Origin of the sequence: Pseudomonas sp. GZD-222 (assembly GCF_049310525.1) — a bacterium.
GTDB lineage: Bacteria > Pseudomonadota > Gammaproteobacteria > Pseudomonadales > Pseudomonadaceae > Aquipseudomonas.
The window spans coordinates 1-19,928 of record NZ_JBMOWO010000016.1 but is presented as its reverse complement, the minus strand read 5'-3'; the positions used below and the strand labels follow the sequence as shown (position 1 = coordinate 19,928).

At 62.1% G+C, this 19,928-nt stretch carries 23 protein-coding genes; 14 read left to right on the top strand and 9 right to left on the bottom strand.

From position 1 onward, the window contains the following. The first annotated feature begins 28 nt into the window (after positions 1-28). From ACO6VD_RS02990 to ACO6VD_RS02975, 4 genes are all read left to right on the top strand, one after another. The gene (locus tag ACO6VD_RS02990) at positions 29-1,654 is read left to right on the top strand and encodes a phosphoethanolamine transferase (RefSeq protein ID WP_422416952.1); all 1,626 of its coding nucleotides are present in this window, start codon (positions 29-31) and stop codon (positions 1,652-1,654) included. An 80-nt stretch (positions 1,655-1,734) separates the two neighbouring features. Beyond that, on the top strand, positions 1,735-2,868 hold the full coding sequence (gene rnd / locus ACO6VD_RS02985) for a ribonuclease D (protein ID WP_422416951.1): 1,134 nt from the start codon (positions 1,735-1,737) through the stop codon (positions 2,866-2,868). Next, a complete protein-coding gene (locus ACO6VD_RS02980) occupies positions 2,865-3,158 on the top strand; it encodes a YcgL domain-containing protein (RefSeq protein ID WP_422416949.1) in 294 nt (97 codons plus the stop codon). The genes rnd and ACO6VD_RS02980 overlap by 4 nt, the downstream gene beginning before the upstream one ends. A 77-nt stretch (positions 3,159-3,235) precedes the next feature. After that, positions 3,236-4,168 (top strand): D-2-hydroxyacid dehydrogenase, encoded by a 933-nt coding sequence (locus ACO6VD_RS02975; protein WP_422416948.1) that lies wholly within the window; start codon positions 3,236-3,238, stop codon positions 4,166-4,168. A gap of 31 nt (positions 4,169-4,199) precedes the next feature. On the opposite strand, the gene ACO6VD_RS02970 is transcribed toward ACO6VD_RS02975, so the two are convergent. Further along, on the bottom strand, positions 4,200-4,793 hold the full coding sequence (locus ACO6VD_RS02970) for a nitroreductase family protein (RefSeq protein ID WP_422416946.1): 594 nt from the start codon (positions 4,791-4,793) through the stop codon (positions 4,200-4,202). Positions 4,794-4,959: 166 nt separating this feature from the next. Between ACO6VD_RS02970 and ACO6VD_RS02965 the strand changes: the two genes are divergently transcribed. Together ACO6VD_RS02965 and ACO6VD_RS02960 are read left to right on the top strand one after the other, a co-directional pair. Beyond that, the gene (locus tag ACO6VD_RS02965; protein WP_422416944.1) at positions 4,960-5,409 is read left to right on the top strand and encodes a YcgN family cysteine cluster protein; all 450 of its coding nucleotides are present in this window, start codon (positions 4,960-4,962) and stop codon (positions 5,407-5,409) included. Between the two features lie 55 nt (positions 5,410-5,464). Then, complete coding sequence (locus ACO6VD_RS02960) at positions 5,465-6,679, top strand: hypothetical protein (protein WP_422417003.1); 1,215 nt, start codon at positions 5,465-5,467, stop codon at positions 6,677-6,679. On the opposite strand, the gene ACO6VD_RS02955 is transcribed toward ACO6VD_RS02960, so the two are convergent. From ACO6VD_RS02955 to ACO6VD_RS02945, 3 genes are all read right to left on the bottom strand, one after another. Beyond that, on the bottom strand, positions 6,676-7,035 hold the full coding sequence (locus tag ACO6VD_RS02955) for a YgaP family membrane protein (RefSeq protein WP_422416943.1): 360 nt from the start codon (positions 7,033-7,035) through the stop codon (positions 6,676-6,678). The two genes, ACO6VD_RS02960 and ACO6VD_RS02955, sit on opposite strands and share 4 nt — an antisense overlap. A gap of 67 nt (positions 7,036-7,102) precedes the next feature. Beyond that, positions 7,103-7,573, bottom strand: coding sequence for an RNA methyltransferase (locus ACO6VD_RS02950; protein ID WP_400174048.1), 471 nt, complete (start codon positions 7,571-7,573; stop codon positions 7,103-7,105). Between the two features lie 72 nt (positions 7,574-7,645). Next, positions 7,646-8,017 carry a YajD family HNH nuclease gene (locus tag ACO6VD_RS02945; protein ID WP_400174049.1) on the bottom strand — a complete coding sequence of 124 codons (372 nt, stop codon included), beginning with the start codon at positions 8,015-8,017 and terminating at the stop codon, positions 7,646-7,648. 126 nt (positions 8,018-8,143) lie between these two features. Between ACO6VD_RS02945 and ACO6VD_RS02940 the strand changes: the two genes are divergently transcribed. Continuing rightward, on the top strand, positions 8,144-8,419 hold the full coding sequence (locus ACO6VD_RS02940; RefSeq protein ID WP_422416941.1) for a hypothetical protein: 276 nt from the start codon (positions 8,144-8,146) through the stop codon (positions 8,417-8,419). Here the strand turns inward: ACO6VD_RS02940 and ACO6VD_RS02935 are convergent. Beyond that, positions 8,416-8,886, bottom strand: a complete 471-nt coding sequence (locus ACO6VD_RS02935; protein ID WP_422416939.1) for a cyclic nucleotide-binding domain-containing protein — start codon at positions 8,884-8,886, stop codon at positions 8,416-8,418. The two genes, ACO6VD_RS02940 and ACO6VD_RS02935, sit on opposite strands and share 4 nt — an antisense overlap. A gap of 179 nt (positions 8,887-9,065) precedes the next feature. Further along, positions 9,066-11,117 (bottom strand): S9 family peptidase, encoded by a 2,052-nt coding sequence (locus tag ACO6VD_RS02930; RefSeq protein ID WP_422416937.1) that lies wholly within the window; start codon positions 11,115-11,117, stop codon positions 9,066-9,068. A gap of 84 nt (positions 11,118-11,201) precedes the next feature. On the opposite strand from ACO6VD_RS02930, the gene ACO6VD_RS02925 reads away from it, so the two are divergent. From ACO6VD_RS02925 to ACO6VD_RS02915, 3 genes are read left to right on the top strand one after another with little or no spacing between them, the layout of a single operon-like run. Further along, positions 11,202-11,690 carry an MFS transporter gene (locus tag ACO6VD_RS02925; RefSeq protein WP_422416935.1) on the top strand — a complete coding sequence of 163 codons (489 nt, stop codon included), beginning with the start codon at positions 11,202-11,204 and terminating at the stop codon, positions 11,688-11,690. A 23-nt stretch (positions 11,691-11,713) separates the two neighbouring features. Beyond that, positions 11,714-12,487 carry a class II glutamine amidotransferase gene (locus tag ACO6VD_RS02920; protein WP_422416934.1) on the top strand — a complete coding sequence of 258 codons (774 nt, stop codon included), beginning with the start codon at positions 11,714-11,716 and terminating at the stop codon, positions 12,485-12,487. A 10-nt stretch (positions 12,488-12,497) separates the two neighbouring features. Beyond that, positions 12,498-13,019 (top strand): DUF2937 family protein, encoded by a 522-nt coding sequence (locus tag ACO6VD_RS02915; protein WP_422416933.1) that lies wholly within the window; start codon positions 12,498-12,500, stop codon positions 13,017-13,019. Here ACO6VD_RS02915 and ACO6VD_RS02910 read toward each other — a convergent pair. Further along, positions 13,016-13,927, bottom strand: coding sequence for a LysR family transcriptional regulator (locus ACO6VD_RS02910; protein WP_422416931.1), 912 nt, complete (start codon positions 13,925-13,927; stop codon positions 13,016-13,018). The genes ACO6VD_RS02915 and ACO6VD_RS02910 overlap by 4 nt on opposite strands. Positions 13,928-14,070: 143 nt before the next feature. Between ACO6VD_RS02910 and ACO6VD_RS02905 the strand changes: the two genes are divergently transcribed. The 4 genes from ACO6VD_RS02905 to ACO6VD_RS02890 are packed head-to-tail and all read left to right on the top strand — an operon-like array spanning position 14,071 to position 17,753. Beyond that, a complete protein-coding gene (locus tag ACO6VD_RS02905) occupies positions 14,071-15,357 on the top strand; it encodes an MFS transporter (protein ID WP_400174189.1) in 1,287 nt (428 codons plus the stop codon). Between the two features lie 25 nt (positions 15,358-15,382). Beyond that, positions 15,383-16,135: a 5-oxoprolinase subunit PxpA gene (locus ACO6VD_RS02900; RefSeq protein WP_422416930.1), complete on the top strand. Its 753-nt coding sequence runs from the start codon at positions 15,383-15,385 to the stop codon at positions 16,133-16,135. Beyond that, positions 16,132-16,836 (top strand): 5-oxoprolinase subunit PxpB, encoded by a 705-nt coding sequence (gene pxpB, locus ACO6VD_RS02895; RefSeq protein ID WP_422416928.1) that lies wholly within the window; start codon positions 16,132-16,134, stop codon positions 16,834-16,836. Before ACO6VD_RS02900 ends, pxpB begins: the two co-directional genes overlap by 4 nt. Beyond that, on the top strand, positions 16,833-17,753 hold the full coding sequence (locus tag ACO6VD_RS02890; RefSeq protein WP_422416927.1) for a biotin-dependent carboxyltransferase family protein: 921 nt from the start codon (positions 16,833-16,835) through the stop codon (positions 17,751-17,753). Before pxpB ends, ACO6VD_RS02890 begins: the two co-directional genes overlap by 4 nt. 2 nt (positions 17,754-17,755) lie before the next feature. On the opposite strand, the gene ACO6VD_RS02885 is transcribed toward ACO6VD_RS02890, so the two are convergent. Both ACO6VD_RS02885 and ACO6VD_RS02880 read right to left on the bottom strand, forming a co-directional pair. Further along, complete coding sequence (locus tag ACO6VD_RS02885; RefSeq protein WP_422416925.1) at positions 17,756-19,432, bottom strand: type VI lipase adapter Tla3 domain-containing protein; 1,677 nt, start codon at positions 19,430-19,432, stop codon at positions 17,756-17,758. Then, on the bottom strand, positions 19,429-19,928 hold a 500-nt coding region (locus ACO6VD_RS02880; protein WP_422416923.1), incomplete at its 5' end, for an effector protein Tle3 domain-containing protein. The genes ACO6VD_RS02880 and ACO6VD_RS02885, both read right to left, overlap by 4 nt.

Genomic DNA, 19,928 nt, shown 5'->3' with positions numbered 1-19,928 from the left:
ATTACCGATCAATAATCAAGCGAGCATCATGTTCAAGATCAAACCACTGCGGGCCGAATGGGTCACTCTGCTGGCCAGCCTGTACCTGCTGGTCGCGTTTAACTCAGTGCTCTGGCAACACCTGTCCAGTGTTGTAGAACCCGGCGTTTCAGGCATGCTCCTGCGGCTGGCGTTCGCTGTACTGATCTTCTGTGCGTTCAACCTGATCTTGACCTTTGTCGCCTTTCGAGGCGTATTGAAACCGGTGCTTGTGATATTGCTGCTGCTCGGCGCCGGTGCCGCTTATTTCATGAATCAATATGGTGTATTGATTGATGTTGGCATGTTGCGCAATACCGCTGAAACCAATGTCACGGAAGTTCGCGATTTACTTTCGTTGAAACTTGCCCTGTATATAGTGCTCTTGGGTGTTGTGCCATCGTTGCTGCTGTATAAAACCCCGATCAACTACCGAGTCTGGTATCGCGAACTGTTCGGCAAGTTACTCGCCAGTGTCGCCTGTATTGCCGTGCTTGGCGTCGTGGCATTGCTCAACTACCAGGGGCTGGCCTCGCTGTTTCGCAATCATCATGAGATTCGCCTGATGTTGGTGCCCAGCAATGTGGTCGGTGCCTCTTTCGGTTACATCGGCGAGCAGATCGGTACGGCGGCCAAGCCCTTTGCCAAGATCGGTGAAGACGCCCAGCGCGACCCGGCCTGGCAGCAGCATGCGCGCAAGTCTCTGACGGTGCTGGTGGTGGGGGAGAGCGCCCGGGCGCAGAACTTCGGGCTGCTGGGCTACAGCCGTGACACCACGCCGCAATTGAGCAAAGAGGCGGGATTGATTGCTTTCAGTGATGTTCACTCCTGCGGCACCGAAACGGCGGTGTCGGTGCCGTGCATGTTCTCCGGCTTCACCCGCAAGGATTATCAGGCCAGCAAGGCCAGGAGTCAGGAAGGCCTGCTTGATGTGCTGCAGCGCGCCGGCTTGAGTGTGCGCTGGCGTGACAATCAGTCGGGCTGTAAAGGCACCTGCGACCGGGTTCAGTTCGAAGATGTCAGCAATGCCAAAGATCCCGCGCTGTGCACCAACAGCGAGTGCCATGACGAAATCCTTCTGCAAGGCCTGGCGTCGATGATCGATAACCTGGAACAGGACACGGTACTGGTGTTGCACCAGATGGGCAGCCATGGCCCGGAATACTTCAAGCGTTATCCGATGGCCTATGAGCGTTTTACCCCGGTGTGCCCGAGCAACGCACTGAATCAGTGCAGTGAGCAAAGCATCATCAACGCGTATGACAACACCCTGGTTTACACCGACCACGTATTGGCATCGCTGATCGACATCCTGCGCAGCAAACAGGACAAGGTCGACACGGCCATGCTCTACCTCTCCGACCATGGCGAATCGCTCGGCGAGTACAACCTGTTCCTGCATGGCACACCCTATGTGCTGGCACCGGAGCAGCAAAAACACGTGCCGATGCTGGCCTGGTTCTCCGACAGCTATCGTCAGGACTTCGGCGTTGATACCGACTGTCTGAACAAGGTGCGCGACGAGCCACTGAGCCAGGACAACCTGTTCCACTCAATGCTCGGGCTGTTGCAGGTACATACCGGCGTCTACGATCAACAACTGGACCTGTTCGCCAGTTGCCGACCGACGCTGTAGGAGCGGGCTTTTGTGGGAGCGGTTTCCCGGCGATGGCCTGCGGCGTATATACTGCGCGCCATTGTTTGTGGGAGAGCCTTGTGGCCATCGAAATACACTGGATTTGCGACGACAGCAGCCTGGCCGAACACTGCCAGCAGTGGCGCAAGCTGCCGTTCGTGGCAGTCGACACCGAGTTCATGCGGGTTGATACCTTCTATCCGATTGCCGGGTTGATCCAGGTCGGCGACGGGGCGCGTGCCTTTTTGATCGATCCGTTGCGCATCAGCAACTGGCAACCGCTGGCCGAACTGCTGGAAGACACCCAGGTCATCAAGGTGCTGCACGCTTGCAGCGAAGACCTCGAGGTGCTTTCGCGCCTGACCGGCAGCCTGCCGGCCCCGCTGTTCGACACGCAACTGGCTGCAGGTTATCTGAACCTGGGTTTCTCCATGGGCTACTCACGCCTGGTCCAGGAAGTACTCGGCATCGAACTGCCCAAGGGCGAGACCCGTTCCGACTGGCTGCAACGCCCGTTGTCGGAGACTCAGGTGAGCTACGCAGCTGAAGACGCGGTGCACCTGGCCGAACTCTACGAGCGCCTGCGCCCGCAACTGTCGGACGACAAGAACGCCTGGGTGCTGGAAGACGGCGCCGAGCTGGTGGCGCAGTTGCGTCGGGAAACCGACCCCTATGAGCTGTACCGCGATGCCAAGCTGGCCTGGAAGCTTTCTCGTGCGCAACTGGCCGTACTGCGTGAGCTGTGCGCCTGGCGTGAACGCGAAGCGCGCGCTCGCGACCTGCCGCGTAACCGCATCGTCCGTGAAAACGCCTTGTGGCCCATGGCCCGCACCCAGCCGGACTCGCTGTCAGCGCTGGCGAAAATCGAAGACATGCACCCGCGCACCATTCGTCAGGACGGTGAATTCCTCCTCGATCTGATCAAAAAGGCCGCCAGCCTGCCGCCGTCGGAGTGGCCACCGGCGGTGCCCGAGCCGCTGCCGATCGAAGCCTCGGCGTTGCTCAAGCAACTGCGCGCCATCGGCCAGGCCGAGGCCGAGCGCCTGAACATCGCCCCGGAGCTGATGTTGCGCAAGAAAATCCTCGAGTTGCTGCTCAAGAGCGGTTACCCCAACGGACCTTATCAACTCCCCGAGTCGCTGCGTGGCTGGCGCCGTGAACGCATGGGGCAAGCGCTGCTCGACTGCCTGTCCAGCGCTGGAGAATCGCAATGAAACGTATCTGCTCGATCTACAAGAGCCCGCGCAAAAACGAAATGTACCTCTACGTGCTCAAGGCCGATGGTCTGGAGCGCGTACCGGAAGCCCTGCTGCCGTTCTTCGGCAAGCCGGTGCATGCCTTTGACCTGGTGCTCACCCCGGAACGCCAGCTGGCCCGCGAAGACATCACCAAGGTTCTGGAGAACCTTGAGGGGCAGGGCTATCACCTGCAGATGCCGCCCGTCGAAGATGAGTACATCGAGCACCTGCCCGAAGAACTGCTGCGACGCAACGATCCGGTCTGAACCCGGCCTGCCTGCTGTGATGCCGCCAAGGCCCAAGGCCTGGCGGCCTTCGATGTTTCTGCCAAGGTTGTAAAGACATGCGTGTTTTGATCGCTGAACAGGATCATGCCCTCTACGCTCGCCTGCTGCGTGAAGCTGCACCGGAGCTAGAGGTGCTGACCAGCGGTGACTCGGCCGAACTGGCCGATCAGGCCGCTCAATGCCCGGTGTGGCTGGGACAGCCGGACCTGTTGGCGACCTTGTTGCGCCAGGGCCACCAGCCACAATGGCTGCAGTCGACCTGGGCCGGGATCACCCCGCTGCTGGCTGACGGCCTGCAACGTGACTATCGCCTGACCCGTGCGGTCGGCATCTTCGGCCAGGTGATGGCCGAGTACGTACTGACTTATATGCTTGGCCATGAGAGGGAAGTCATGGCGCGCCTGGTTAGTCAGGTCGAGCGCAAATGGGATGATCGCCCTGGCCGTAGTCTGGAAGGACGGCGGGCACTGATTGTTGGAACTGGTGACATCGGTCAGCGGGTCGCCGAGTTTCTCTTGCCTTTTGGCGTCAAACTCTACGGCATCGCCAGCCAGGCCCGTGAGCAGGCTCCGTTTATCGAAGTGGCTGCCATGAGTGAGTTGGGGCGTCTGGTGGGTGAAGTCGATTACGTCGTCAACCTGTTGCCCGACACCCCGGCAACTCATGACCTGTACGATGCCGCGTTGTTCGCCCTCTTCAATCCCGAGGCGTTGTTCATCAACGCCGGACGCGGTGTGGCGGTGGTCGATGGCGATCTGGTCGAGGCGTTGAAACAGGGCCATCTGGCCGGCGCGGTGATCGATGTGTGCCGTCAGGAGCCGCTGCCGGCGCGTCATCCGTTCTGGACCGCCTGGGGCTTGCTGTTGACCGGACACAGCTCTGCACCGACCTCGCCAACGGCGATGGTGCGTCTGTTTGTCGAGAATCTGCGGGCGTATCAGGCAGGTGAAGCGTTGCGCGGGGAAGTGGATTTCCAGCGCGGATATTAAGAGCATCGCGGGGCAAGCCCCGCGATCAATCTTACAAGGTGAAATCGCCTTCAGCCGCCAGCTCGCTCAGCGGACGGCGCGGGCTCGGCACTTCACGGGCCTGCAGGGCTTCAGCCAGGCTGGCCTTGTCACCCAGTTTGCCAATCGCCACCGCCGCATGCAGGGCATAACCCTCAGGAATCTTCAGCTCCTTGCGGGTCAGCTCCTGGTCGAAGCCGGCCATGCCATGGGTGTGCCAACCGCTGATGCTGGCCTGCAGGGCCAGGTGACCCCAGGCCGAACCGGTGTCGAAGGTGTGCCACAAGGCCGGGGTTTCTTCGCTGGCGCCAGGTGCTGCGAAGGTGGTCTTGGAAATGACGATCACCAGCGCCGAGGCATGCTGCGCCCAGCTGCGGTTGAACTCATTGAGCAGGCCCAGGTAGCGCTCCCAGTTCGGCGTGTCACGGCGCGCATACAGGAAGCGCCAAGGCTGCGAGTTGTAGGCCGAAGGGGCCCAGCGTGCGGCTTCAAGGAAACTCAGCAGGGTGGCTTCGCTGATCGGTTCGGCGGTGAAGGCGCGTGGCGACCAGCGCTTGATGAACTGATCGTCGATGGCATGTTCGGCAACGCGAGGATTAGCACTCATGGCGAGTTCCTGAAAAGGCCTGAAAAGGCGGAAAAGGTGGGGAGCAACTGGCGCTCAAACTACTGGGTCGCGCCAGCCCTGACAAGCGGTCTGGCTTTGCCGCAAGACTCGCCCTAGACTGGCGCCGCCGCATGCGGCGTCTCTATTGAAACAGGACACCCGTTACATGATTGCCAGCGCCAATTCCTTCTGGAAGCGTAAAACCCTCGAACAGCTCGACCGCCAGGAATGGGAGTCGCTGTGTGATGGCTGTGGCCTGTGCTGCCTGCAAAAGCTTGAAGACGAAGACGACAACAGCGTTTATTACACGCGTATCGCCTGCAAACTGCTGGACCTCAATACCTGCCAGTGCAGCGACTACCCGAACCGGCTCAAGCTGGTGCCCGATTGCATCCAGCTGACCCCGGGCAAGGCCGACCAGTTCAAATGGCTGCCGACTACCTGTGGTTATCGGCTGATCAGCGAAGGCAAGGACCTGCCGAGCTGGCACCACCTGGTCTGTGGCGATCGTCAGCAGGTGCACAAGCAGCGTATTTCCCAGTCCGGACGAATGTTGAGCGAAAACAGCGTTGACGAAGACGACTGGGAAGATCATCTGATTTTCCGCGCCGGCTGAGCCGACCAGGCTTGCCGGGTATCGCGTCAAGGGAACAAGGAGTTTCTGTATGCGTGTGCATTGCCATTGGCTGTTGGCCCTGGGCCTGCTGGCCAGTTCGCCGGCCTGGGCGAAGAAGGTCAATCTGGACTATCACGTCCGCCTGATTCCCCAGAGCGAGCAGGCCGAAGTACGCCTGATCCTGGCCGAAGGTGCGGCAGTGCGCAGTCTGGATTTCGATCTGGGCAAAGAGGGCGCCTACAGCGACTTCAAGGCCGACGGCCAATGGCAGCTGCAAGGCGAAGGCCTGCGAGGCCGCTGGCAGCCGGCGCCGGGCAAGAGCCAGCTCAGCTACCGCGTGCGCCTGGCACATCGTCAGAGCAATGGCAGTTATGACACCCGGCTGACAGCGGACTGGGCGCTGTTTCGCGGTGACGATCTGGTGCCCCCGGCACGCCTTGACCAGCAGGATGGCACCGAACTGGTGGCACGCCTGAGCTTCGAGCTGCCCAGCGGCTGGAAGAGCGTCGAGACGCCGTGGCCGCGGATCGGCAAGCAGCGCTTTCGCATCGACAATGTTTCGCGGTTGTTCGACCGCCCGACTGGCTGGATGGTCGCAGGCACCATCGGTACCCGGCGTGCGCGCCTGGGCGAGACCGAGGTCAGCGTTGCCGCTCCCCAGGGCCAGGGGATGCGCCGAATGGATAACCTGACCCTGTTGACCTTCGTCTGGCCGCAGCTGCAGGCGGTGTTCCCGCGCAACCCGCCAAAACTCCTGCTGGTGGGCGCACGCGACCATCTCTGGCGTGGCACGCGGGCCGGGCACAATTCAATCTACCTGCACACCAGCCGGCCGCTGGTCAGTGAAAACGGCTCAAGTCCGTTGTTGCGGGAACTGGTGCACGTCTTTGCCCAGATCAATGATCGCGAAGGCAGCGACTGGCTCAGTGAAAGCATTAATGACTATTACGCCATCGAGTTGCTGCGCCGTGCCGGCGGTATCACCGACGAGCGCTTCCAGGCCCAGCAGGCCGGTCTTGAACAGCGCGGTGCCAAGGTCACCAGCCTGCGCGGCGAGGAGGCCGACAGCGCGGTGACCGCGCGCGGTGTGCTGCTGTTGCAGGCACTCGACCGGGAAATCCGCCTGCACACGCATAACCAGCGTTCGCTGGACGATGTCACCCGGGCGCTGATGCGCCTGAACAGTGTCAGTACCCAGGAGTTCATCCAGCTCAGCGAAAGCGTGCTGGGCCGCGAATCCGAAGTGCTGTCGAGCAAGTTGCTGCGTTAGCTTTTCGGGTTCTTCAGCGAATCGTTACCGGTGATCGTGGCCGTGCGGGTGGCGGCGTCGGCACTGGCCTTGAGGGCTTCGAGTTCGGCACCGTTGCGCTCGATATTCGCGCGCAAGTTGTCGAGGTCACTGCGGCCACGCTCCAGCAGGCTTTTGATTGAGCTGTGACCGGTGATGCCACGGGCCAGGGCGACGCCACCGATGGCCACCTGTATCAGGCCGAACAGTCCGCCACGGCGCAGGCCCTTGCCCACCATGATCACCCCACCCGCCACCGAGCCTGCACGCTCCCAGCCCTGCACGTTGTGGTCGGGTTGGCTTTGCGGGACACGGATCAACGTCTTGTTATCGGACATGGTCATTCTCCAATCGGGGGCAATGATATTCAGCAGACCACCGCAGGCGCCGGGCTGTTCCTTCGGGTTACTTGAATTTCGGTCCGGAGCGGGTGTTCAGGCCCTTGGCCAGTCGATCGTAGAGCACCACGTTGACTGTGGCCGCGAGGTTCATGCAACCGTTGGTCGGAATATAGATGGTTTCTTCACACCAGGCCCGGACGTCGGGGTCGAGGGAACCGTCTTCCGGGCCAAAGATGTAGATCGCCCGGTCTGGGTGAGTGTACTCGGGCAGCGGGCGTGCGCCGTCGATCAGCTCTACGGCCACTGGTGTGCAACCCAGGGGGATGATCTTCTGCAGGTCGTCGATGCCGATCAGCGGAATGTCGTAATGCACGCGCTTGGTATCGGTGACAAAGTCACGGGCGCGCTCATAGCGCTTGCCGGTGTAGAACACCGAGTTGACGCCGTAGCAACCCGCTGCGCGCATCACTGAACCGACGTTCTCCGCTGACTTGGGGTTGAACAGACCAATGCAGCTGTACCGTTTGTTCGCCACGTGCCGGGGCCCTTCGCAAAAAAGAACGCGATTATACGGGCTTGCCGGCACTGTGGGGGCAGGGGATTGCGCTCAGTCCTTCTTCAGCAGCCCGGCCAGCCCGGCGAACGGGTTGTGCGTGGCCTTGGCAATGCTCGGGCTGCTGGTCGAGCCTTCGCTGAAGTACTGCTGGTCGGTGTAGCGCGAGTGCTCGTTGTCGTGGCAGTACAGGCACAGCAGCTCCCAGTTGGAACCGTCCTGGGGGTTGTTGTCGTGGTTGTGGTCACGGTGATGCACGGTCAGCTCGCTCAGGCGCTTGCCGGCAAACTCGCGGGCGCAACGACCACAGACGTGCGGGTACATTTTCAGGGCTTTGTCGCGATAGCCCATCTCCTTGTCGCGCTTGGCGTCGGCGAGGATACGGTCGAGCCGGGCGGTAGCGGCGGCAGAGGATGGCGAACTCATGGGATTACCTTTTCTCGGGCTTGTTACGGTTATATCTGGAAGTTTAGCGTGAGGACGGGCTATTCGGACAGGCAAACCGCTACGCTTGGGAGTAGCCTGTGGGAAGGTGTTACCAGGAGTCTGTGTATGCGCTGTCTGACCCTCGCCATCCTGTTCCTCGCCAGCGTGCAGCCGACGCTGGCCGCTGACCTGCAACCGCGGCCGATCGCGCCGGTGCCGGGCGCGCCGGGTACTGCGACGCCGACACCTTACCCGCAGATCACTCCCAGTAGTGTGCCGCGGGCCGGTGATGCGCGGCCGGGTTCACCCTTGCTGCCGGCTATCAAAGTGCCTGCTCCGCCCAGGGACCAGCCGTTGCCGGGGCTGACGCCTGAGGACAGCAAGAGCAAGAAAGCTGACTAGACCTGTGCCAGGCGCTGGCCGTCCTGCATGCGCAAGCGTCGGGACAGGGCCACGGCCAGGGCGCGAATGATCTTGGCGGCGATTTTCGGCGCGTCGTTGATCATCTTTTCCAGTGAGTCCTTGCCCAGGCTCAATAGCTGGCAGTCGCTGGCGGCCACACAACTGGCCGAGCGCCGCTCGCCGTCGAGCACGGCCATTTCGCCAATCGCCCGGCCCTTGCGCAGGGTGGCGATTTCCACCTGTTGCTGCTCGCTGTCGGTTTTGCGCACTGAGACAGTGCCGTGGTGGATGATGCACATGAAGGTGCCGGCATCGCCCTCGGCGAAGATTTCCTCGCCAGCGCTCAGGGTGGCGATGCTGAAGTAACCGGCGGCGTGCTGGAAGTCGCCGGGTTGCAGCTGGTCGAACAGGCCGCAGTCCATGAGCATGTCGCGGATTTCGTTGTTCAGATGGGTCGGTTCAGGCATTTGCGGTCGTTTCTTGTTGATTTGTGGTGTCTGCTTTTTATTGTAGGAGCGGATTTATCCGCGAAGGGGCGCGTAGCGGCCCCAGAAATGGGACTGCTACGCAGTCCATCGCGGATAAATCCGCTCCTACAAAAAGCCTCGTAATCCTGTGTTCGCGATCAGACAACAGAATTTGCGATTTACACCACGCCAAGCACTTTAAAAACGAACCCATACTCCAGCGCCACATCCCGCAGGCCTTGATAACGTCCGCTCATGCCACCATGCCCGGCGTCCATTTCGGTCTTGAGCAGCAACAGGTTGTTGTCGGTCTTGGTCACCCGCAGCCTGGCCACCCACTTGGCGGCTTCCCAGTACTGCACGCGGCTGTCGTTGTAACCTGCGACTACCAGCAGCGCCGGGTAGGCCTGGGCCTTGACGTTCTCGTAAGGCGCGTAAGCCTTGATCCGCTCATACACCTCTGGGTCTTCAGGGTTGCCCCACTCGTCGTACTCGGTGATGGTCAACGGCAGCTCCGGGTCGAGCATGGTGTTGAGCACGTCGACAAACGGTACTTCGGCAATCGCCGCCTTGAACAGCTCGGGGCGCTGGTTGAGCACCGCACCGATGAGCAGACCGCCGGCGCTGCCGCCACTGATGGCCAGTTGATCGGCGCGGGTCACGCCTTGGGCAATCAGGTGTTCGGCACAGGCGATGAAGTCGCTGAAGGTGTTGTGTTTGTGTTCCTGCTTGCCAGCCCGGTACCAGGCTTCGCCCAGTTCGCCACCGCCGCGCACATGAGCAATGGCGAAGGCCACACCACGATCAAGCAGGCTCAGGCGGGCATGCGAGAACCACGGGTCGAGGCTTTCGCCATAGGCGCCGTAACCATACAGGTACAACGGCACCGGCTTGCCCAGGTCGCTGCGGCGCTGCACCAGGCTGATCGGCACCTGGGTACCGTCACCGGCCGTGGCCCACAGGCGCTGGCTGACGTAGGCGTCGGGGTCGAAGGGGCCGAGCACCGGGGTTTCCTTGAGGACCTGCTGGGCGCCGTCGGCAAGCTCCAGCTGGCGCACCTGGGCCGGGCGGTTCAGGGCCTGGTAGCGCAGACGGATACGGGTGCTGGAAAATTCCAGGCTGTCCTGTACGTAGAGGCTGTAGGCCGCATCCGGCAACTCCACCCGATAAGGCGCAAGGCCGTGCGGGTGGACTTCGATGATCGGCAGGCCGCCTTCGCGCAGGCTCAGGCTCAGGGCACTGGCGTTGAGGCTCAGGCCTTCGAGCATGACGTGGTCGCGGTGGGGCACCAGCAGTTGCCACTGTTCGCGGCTCGGCACCTGGTCACTGCCGGCCTGGTACAGGGCGAAGTTGATGCCATCCTGGTTGGTGCGGATGAACCAGCGCCACTGGCCGTCGAGCTGGCCGTGGTCGGGGAAGTATTCGTGGTCTTCGACCCGTGGTGCCAGGCAGGTGAAGTCGCCGTCAGGCTGCTCGGCGTCGAGCACCCAGGCTTCACTGGTGGTCTTGCTGTTGAGCAGCAGGATCAGTTGGCGTTCAGAGCTGGCCCGGTAGCAATGCAGAAAGAAGCGTCCGTCGGCCTCCTCGAACACCACCTGGCAGCCTTCGCGGCCGAGGCGATGGCGCAGCAGCTTGTGCGGGCGGTGGGTGTCGTCCAGTTCGGCAAAGAACAGCGTCTGGTTGTCGTTGGCCCAGGTCATGCTGCCGTCGCAGTCTTCGAAGGGCAGTTGCTCGATGGCACCGCTGGTCAGGTCTTTGATGTACAGGGTGTAGATTTCGTCGCCCGTGGTGTCGAGGCTGTAGGCCAGGCGCTGGTGGTCCGGGCTGACATTGAAGGCACCGAGGGAGAGAAAGCCGCCGTTGGCCAGCTGGTTAGGGTCCAGCAGCAGTTCTTCCTGGCTTTCGTCGACCGTGTTCGAGTCATCCGCCGGACGTGGGCAACGGTAATGGCGTGGGTATTCTTCGCCCGCGGTGGTGCGGCTGTAGTAGAGGTAGGGGCCCCAGGGCGAAGGCAGCGACAGGTCGGTTTCGAGGATCCGGCCTTTGATTTCTTCGAACAATTGCTCGCGCAGGGTGGCCTGATCAGCCAGTTGGGCTTGCTGGTAGGTGTTCTCGGCGTTCAGGTACTCGATGACTTCGGGGCTGTCGCGTTCCTGAAGCCAGGCATAGGGATCAGCGCCTTCGGTCTTGCGGGCAATCGGGGCGCGGGGAATGGTGGCATCTGCGGACATGCGGGGATCTCTTGGCTGGGGGGCGCCTGCGCGCTGAAATGTGTTTATCATAAGCGTCTATTTGCCTAGCTTGCCACGGACACCATGACCGAGAACGACTATCTGCTCGCCTGGGGCCTTTATGCCCTGGCTGCCCTGGGTTGCCTGGCGGTGGGCTTTCGCCTGACCCGCTGGATGTGGCGCTGGTTGCGCGAACCGCTGCGGGTACTGATGGCAGTCTTGTTGCTGACCCCGACGATCATTGCTCCGGTCAAGGACAAGTTCGCCCCCGCCATCGCCATTACTGCCCTCGACCTGTTGTTCAAGGTGGGTAACAACGTCTTGCGCGCCGCCGCCGACCTGGCCATGTACGGCATGATTGCCTTTGCCTTGTACGGGGTCTTCGTGGTGCTGCGCTGGCCGCTGGAAAAACGCGCCAAAGCCCGCCGTGAGCAGGCCGAGGCCGCCGCCAAGCGCGAAGCTGAAGAGGCCCCGGCCGCTGAGTCCTTTGCCGCCGATAACCGCGACCGCTACCGCAACCCGCCTGAAGCACCCCTGGGTGGTAACCGTCCGCGGGTCGAGCCGCGCTTGTAGTCTTTGCCCGGGAGCAGCCAAGCATGTGTGAACTATTGGGCATGAGCGCCAACGTGCCGACCGACATTGTTTTCAGCTTCACCGGGCTGATGCAGCGTGGTGGCCGCACCGGCCCGCATCGCGACGGCTGGGGCATTGGTTTCTATGAAGGTCGCGGTCTGCGCCTGTTCCAGGACCCGGCGGCGAGTTGCGAATCGGAAGTGGCCAACCTGGTCCAGCGTTATCCGATCAAGAGCGAAGTGGTGATCGGCCACATTCGCCAGGCCAACGTTGGCCAGGTCTGCCTGTCCAACACCCATCCGTTCGTGCGTGAACTGTGGGGGCGCAACTGGTGTTTCGCCCATAACGGTCAGCTCGGCGAGTTCCAGGGCCAGGCGACCTTCTATCGGCCGATTGGTGACACCGACAGCGAAGCGGCGTTCTGCGATTTGCTCAACCGCATACGCGAGGCATTCCCGGAGCCGGTTGCCGTCGAAGTGCTCCTGCCTGTGCTGGTCGAGGCCTGCGCCGAGTACCGTGGCAAGGGCGTGTTCAACTGCCTGCTCAGCGACGGCGACTGGCTGTTCTGCTTTTGCTCGACCAAGCTTGTGCATATCACCCGCCGTGCCCCGTTCGGGCCGGCGCGCCTGAAAGATGTAGATATGATCGTCGACTTTCAGGCCGAAACCACCCCCAATGACGTAGTCACGGTGATCGCCACCGAGGCGCTCACCGAGAACGAGACCTGGCAGCGCTACGAGCCCGGTCAGTGGGCGCTGTGGCGCCGCGGTGAGTGCATTGCCCAGGGTCAACGCTAAGGAATAGCCGATGTTCAGAAGTTACCTGCGGTTACTGCTGTTCACCTTCGGGTTGCTGGTAGGGGTGCAGGTGCCTGGCCTGATCAATGACTACAGCCAGCGGGTCGAGGCGCACCTGCTTGAGTCTCGCGAGGGCCTCAAGGGTTTCGAGGCGACCGCCAGGCGTTTCTTCAATGGCGACCTGCAAGCTCTGGTGCGTCACTACCGCAGCAGCGACGATCCGGTGTTCAACAGCGATGCCAACAGCATCGACAGCCTGTTGATCCGCAATCGCCTGTTCGAGCAGGAGTGGCAGATTCTCCAGGGCCCCTGGCTACAGCGGACCTGGCATGTGCTGGTGAACGCCGACAGCCAGCTGCGCGAAGAGACCCTCAAGGGTTACAGCTACCAGATTCTCCTGGCGCCCGAGGCCATGGCCTGGGGGCTGAGTTGTGCCTTGCTGCTGGCGCTGCTGGTGGAAAGCCTGTTGTTGCTGGTTGGCTGGGTGGTGCTCGGTGGCCGTCGCAAACCGGTGGCGGAGAGCTGGCGCTAAACCAGTTTTATCCGCTCTGGCCCGGCATTGGCGGCATAGCGCTCGAGCACATTGCGACACAGCGCTACCACTTCATCGACCAGCTCCACCCCGGTCTGCCAGGCCACCACCAGCTCCAGGCTCGGTGGTTGTTGCGCCAGCGGCAGCAGGGTGAGTTCACCCCTGGCAAGTTCTTCGCTGACCAGGGCCGGGGGCAGGGCGCCGATTCCAAAGCCGTCACGCAGCAAGCGCGTGATCGCCGCCACCGAGTTCACACAGTTCAGGCGTGGTGCACTGACGCCTTCGGCCTGCAGCAGGCTGAGCACTTCCTGGTGCGGCCGGGAGTTTTTCGAAAAGGTCACGATGCGCTCACGGGCAAGCTCGGCGAGGGAGCCATAGTCGCGGTTGTAGATCGACTGGCTGGCGACGATCCAGCCCATGGGGTAGCGCGCCAGGTCCAGGCTGCGGATCGATTCCTGGCGCAGCAGGTCGGTTTGCAGGATCACATCGAGAAAGCCTTTTTGCAGTTGTTCGCGCAAATTGAGCGCGGTATCGGCGACCAACTCGATTTCAACTTGCGGGTAACGCTCCATCAGTTCCGAGACCAGCGGGCTCATCCAGGTATGGATCACCGTGTCCATCACCCCCAGGCGGATTCGCCCAACCTTGGCCCGGTCACTGTCCAGCGATTGCTTGAGCGCCTTGGCGGTGTCGAGCATTTGCTCGGCGTACTCAAGCACCTTGCTGCCCTCAGGCGTCAAGCTGACCCCACGGGAATCGCGCAGCAGCAGCTTGACCCCGAGGTCGGCCTCAAGCGCGGCGATGCGGCTGGAGATCGACGCCTGAGTGGTGAAGAGCTTTTCGGCGGTCAGACGAAAGCTCTTGAGACGGGCAACCCAGACGAAGGTTTCAAGGAACTTGAGGTTCATGGTGCGCTCACTGATCAATTTTTTCTTATGCCAGACCGCTGGTTTTTCTCGTTGGACGGGGATGCGCCCCCATCGAAAAATGACGGTCACGGTTGCGACAAAGATCGCCGCCTTTAAAACAATACCAACAAGCTGAGGCAACCATGAACCCATCGGGCGTGCAGCAACAGGTCAAATCCAGGTCAGTGGCGGGGCCTTTCGACTGGTACCGCAACATCAACAAGCAGGAACGCCGGACCTTCTGGAGCTGCAAGATCGGTTATGGCCTGGATGGCATGGACACCCAGATGCTCAGCTTCGTCATCCCCACCCTGATCGCGCTGTGGGGAATCACCACCGCCGAAGCCGGGTTGATCCACACCAGCACCCTGATCGCCTCGGCCCTCGGCGGCTGGATCGCCGGCATCCTCTCCGACCGCATCGGTCGGGTACGCACCCTGCAACTGACGGTGCTGTGGTTCGCCTTTTTCACCTTCCTCTGCGGCTTCGCCCAGAACTATGAGCAGTTGCTGATCGCCCGTACCCTGATGGGCTTCGGTTTTGGCGGTGAGTGGACGGCCGGTGCCGTGCTGATCGGTGAAGTCATCCGCGCCAAAGACCGTGGCAAGGCTGTGGGTATGGTGCAGTCTGGCTGGGCCATCGGCTGGGGCCTGACGGCGATTCTCTATGCCGTGCTGTTCACCCTGCTGCCGCCTGAAGACGCCTGGCGCGCGCTGTTCCTGCTGGGTATCGTGCCTGCGGTATTCGTCATCTTCGTCCGCCGCCTGGTCAAGGATCCGGAAATCTACCGCCTGGCCAAGGCGGCGGAAAAAACCGAAGCGCCGTCGCATTTCTATGAGATTTTCGCCCCTGGCATGCTCTTCACCACGATTCGCGCTTCGCTGCTGACCACCGGTGCCTTGGGCGGCTACTACGCCATTACCTCCTGGCTGCCGACCTTTCTCAAGAACGAGCGCGGTCTGAGCGTGCTCGGCACCGGTGGCTACCTGGCCATGGTGATCTTCGGCTCGTACATCGGCTATGTGATCAGTGCCTACCTTACCGACCTGCTGGGCCGTAAAAAGAACTTCATCCTGTTCGCCGTGGGCTCGTTCATCATCGTCCTGCTGTACACCCAGATGCAGGTCAGCGATGGCGTGATGCTGTGGCTGGGCTTCCCGCTGGGCTTCTTCGCCTCGGGGATTTTCAGCGGCATGGGCGCGTTCCTCACCGAACTCTTCCCCACCCGTATCCGTGGTTCGGGGCAGGGCTTCTGCTACAACATCGGCCGCGCCCTGGCGGCGTTCTTCCCGCTGCTGATCGGTATGCTCAGCCAGAAGATCCCGTTGGGCCTGGGTATCGGCGCATTTGCCGCGGTGTCCTACGGGGTGGTAATTCTGGCGGCACTGAGCCTGCCGGAAACCCGCGGCAAAGAACTTGAAGCCCAATAAGGCCGAGCCTGAAGGAGTGACAGACGTGAGCCGCCTACTACTGAATTGCGACATGGGTGAGAGTTTCGGCAGCTGGACCATGGGCCTGGACGCCCAGGTCATGCCCTTCGTTGATTGCGCCAACATCGCCTGTGGTTTCCATGCCGGGGATCCGGGGATCATGCGCAAGACCGTGGCCCTGGCCATCGCCAGCAACGTGCGCATCGGCGCCCACCCGGCCTATCAGGACCTGGCCGGCTTCGGCCGCCGCTCCATGGCCTGCAGCGCCGAGGAGATCCGCGACCTGCTGCACTACCAGATCGGTGCGCTGGATGGCATCTGCCGCACCCAGGGCACGCGCGTGACCTACGTCAAACCCCATGGTGCGCTGTACAACGACATGATGGCTGATCCGCTCACGCTGCGGACAGTGATTGAAGCGGTGGCCAGTTATGACCGGCAACTGCCGCTGATGCTCATGGCCACCGCCGACAACAGCGCCGCGCAGGCGCTGGGCGATGAGTACGGCGTTACTTTGTGGTTCGAGGCCTTTGCCGACCGTGCCTACGATGCCGCCGGTCACCTGGTATCGCGGCGCCTGCCGGGCGCGGTGCATCACGATCCGGCGCAGATTGTCGACCAGGCCCTGCGCCTGGCCCGTGGCGAGGCGCTGATCGCCGTCGACGGCAGCGAGCTGCACCTGCAAGCGCAGACCCTGTGCGTGCATGGTGACAATGACAGTTCCGTCGCCGCGGTCCAGCAGATCCGCCAGGCCCTTGATGCCCTGGTGGCGTCATGAGTTACCGGATTGAAACGGTCGCCATCGATTGCCTGATGGTACGGTTGTTCGACGCTATCGATGAAGCCAACATGCCCTGGATGCTGGCGGCCAGTCAGCGTTTGCGTGCGGTGTTCGGCAAACAGCTGATTGATCTGGTGCCGTCCTATACCACGGTGATGGTGCATTTCGACCTGCTGCAACTGTCGCCGGAGCAGGCCCGCACCTTGGTACGCGAAGCGCTGGAGAACCTGCAGGCGGACAATGGCAGTGGAGGGCACCAGCACGAGATTCCGGTCTGGTACGACCTGAGTGTCGGTCCGGAGCTGAGCTTGCTGGCCGAGCGTTGCCAAACGTCGGTGGCCGATATCGTGCGCCGTCATAGCGAACGCGAGTATCAGGTGTTTGCCCTTGGTTTTGCCCCCGGTTTCGCCTTCATGGGCCTGGTTGAAGAAGCCTTGGCCGCGCCGCGCCTGGCGACCCCGCGCAAACGCGTGGCAGCCGGCAGCGTGGGCATCGCCGAGCGCCAGACCGCAGCCTACCCGGCGGTCTCGCCCGGTGGCTGGAACCTGATCGGCCGCACCCCGAGCAAACTCTTCGACCGTCAGCGTGACGGCTATAGCCTGTTGCAGCCGGGCGACCGGGTGCGTTTCGTGGCCGTGGATCACGCTACCTTCATCAACCTGGGCGGCGACGATACCCCGCTGGAGGCTTTGGCATGAGCCGCTTGTCGATCGAGGCCAGCACGCCGCTGTGCCTGTTGCAGGATGCTGGGCGTTTTGGCGTACGTCATCTGGGCGTGACTCAGGGCGGGGCGCTGGACTGGGTGTCGATGCGCTGGGCCAACTGGCTGCTGGGCAATCCTGGCGAGGCTGCGGTGGTGGAAGTCACCCTCGGCGGCTTCAGTCTGGTTGCTGAGGAGGATTGCTGTCTGGCGCTGGCAGGTGCTGACCTGGATGCGCGTATCGACGGTGAGCCGCTCAAGCCCTGGTCCAGCTTTACCCTCAACAGAGGCCAGCGCCTGCGCCTGAATCAGCCGCTGCAGGGCGCTCGGGCGTATCTGGCTGCGCCTGGAGGTTTTACCGCGCCGCAGGTGCTGGGCAGTTGTGCCAGTGTGGTACGCGAGGAGCTGGGTGGCCTTGATGGCCTCGGTTCGGCACTGTCAAAAGGGCAACAGCTTGAGTATGGCGGTGTGGCGCCAGCCTTGAAAACAGTGCCGGAGACGTTGCGGCCAGTCCTCACTGACGCCAGCGCACTCGACCTGGTGCTGGGGGCGCAGATCGGCGACTTCAGCGGCACAAGCCTGTTTGAAGCGTTCAACCGTGACTGGACCCTGGATAGTCGTGCCGACCGCATGGGCATGCGTTTGCTGGGGCCGGCATTGCAGTATCAGGGCGCGCCGATGATTTCCGAGGGGATTCCGCTAGGGGCGGTGCAGGTGCCGCCGGATGGGCAGCCGATCGTGCTGCTCAACGATCGCCAGACCATTGGTGGCTATCCGCGGCTGGGGGCGTTGACGCCGTTGGCGTTGGCGCGGCTGGCGCAATTGCTGCCGGGGAGTGTGGTCAGGTTCAAGCCAGTGGTTCAGGCGCTGGCCTGGCAGCAACAGCGAGATTTTCTGCAACGGTTTGCTGTCTGAATTCATGTCCTCGGCCCCGGCGCGCCGAACATGAACGGATCAACCCCGCGGGTTTCCTGGTTCTTTGCCTTGCGCGCCTGATCCGGAGGCCGGACCATCTGCACGCTCAGGCTGCCGTCCGCGCCGGCATAGACCACGGCGCTGACGCCGCCGTTCTGGTAGCTGGCGATGGTCGCCAGGTTGATCTGTACCAGGGCGCTGCTGACCCCGGTGTTGCCCAGGCGCCGGCCGATGTCGTAGCCCTCGTCGACATTACCCAGCTCAAGGCCATGGCCATCGGTGTTGAGGGTGTGCAGGGCGTTGGTCAGGGCGATCTCACCATCGATATTGTCGGTGCTGTCGTAAAACACCCGTACCGGCTGTTCCCCTTCGGGCAGGCTCGCCAGGGCTTCGAGCCAACCGGCTTGCAGGGCTTTGGCCCGTAGTGCGGGTTTGAGGCGTTGGCCCTGTTCGTCGTGCAGCACGACTTTGATCGGGCGGTGCAGATAGCCGAGCACTGGCGAGGCGTCGAACTCCTTGAGTTGATGCCGGGCCCAGCGTACCGGTAGCCAGGGCGACGGTTCGAAGTAGCCAGGGCCGCGGTTGCTCAGGGTTTGCCAAAGGCTGGGGAGTTGCGAGTGCCAGTAGGCGGTGGACATGGTGCCGGGGCCTATGGGGTTTTTAGCGCCTTTGGCACGTTCTTGCGCTTCATACACCGTCCTGGATGCCGTGGTGTTTTTCCAATAGAACGCCCACAACTTGCCCAGGTCGCTGGTTTTGTCCTGGTTGTTCTCACGCGTATCCGTGGCATAAGGGCGGATGTAGCGCTCCACCCGGTCCGTGCGGGCCACCAGCAGACCGGTCATGCTTTCGAACACTGTGGGCACGACATGGACGTTTTGCAGGCCGGGGGTCCCGGGCACGCGATAGGCACTGCGGGTGACATCGCCGTCCCGGCTGATGATCAGCGCCTGCGGCGGCTTGGAGTTGTCATCAAAAAATGCGAACAGCCGCTCGATCATGCCCTGGGCATGGGTGGTGTTTTCGGCCTCCTGCCAGAGAAACAGGGTGACGCCCAGGGTCGCAGCGTTGCGGCCACCGAGGATGTTGCTGGAAGCCCCGGTGTCTTCAGGTTGCTTGGGCGGGGCGATGGCGAAGGTCGGGATCGGCCAGTAGGCCACGGCGTTGCCGGCCGAATGTTGGAATGCCACGCGAATAGCGACCGCTTGGGTGATCTCCCGGTAATCCACCGAGGCTTTATAGTCTTCAGAGTCTCGTGAGTAAATAGAAGAAAAATTGTCGTTTTTGCGTTGAACCTGCCGCCAGATGTTTGATTGATGCCAAGCATCGACCGCAATACCGGTGCCGCGTATTTCCAGCGCATAGGTCCGTTTATAGGTGGCCCGGTGCTCCTCGTTCTGGGCCATGACCGTTGCCTTGTAGGCGGCAAGCTCGGCCTTTTCATTGGCTACGGCATTAGCCCACCAGTGCACGCCGTAAGCGGCTCCCAATACCCCGAGAATACCGGCGAGGCCCCAGCGCAGGACTGAACCTATGTCATGAATGTTCACGTTATCGACCTGTGCCTTGTAGTAAACGAATCCGACGAAACCGAGCCATGCAGTAGTCAATAGCAGGGCTACCCAGACATAGCCCTTCAGCGTTGGTCGGGTTCTTGTGTGCAGTTGACGCTCCCTCACCGGACTGCTCCTTTCTTCACGACGCACGCGAGCAGCGACGGCGGCTCCAATGACACCAGTTCGGTGGAAGGAAACTCTCCAAGCCGGTAGTACCAATGACTGGCCGACACCAGCGCCTGGGACTTGACGTCAAGCCGTGACCAGCCGGGTAGCTTGATGAGTTTTTCGTATCGATCTTCATCCAGTTTCCAATCGGCTATGGCCACCAGCACCTCGCGCATGGCCGGGTCGTTGAGGCACTCGGCCTGGCCGATGGCGATGTCCATCGCCGTGACCCAGCGGTGGTTTTCCGGGCTGCGCAGCATGGCCGAGTGATAGCTGTTGGCGTCCCACTCGTTCGGATCAACCGGCAGGCGCGCACGAATTTCGTTGGGCGTTTCTTCGCGTTCGATCCGGTAGTGATCCTGGGTCTTCAACATGGCGTTGCCCGACACCGGGGTCTGGCGTAGCGCGGCGGTCTGGTCCCCAGCCTCCTTGCCGTGGTTCCAGCGTTCGC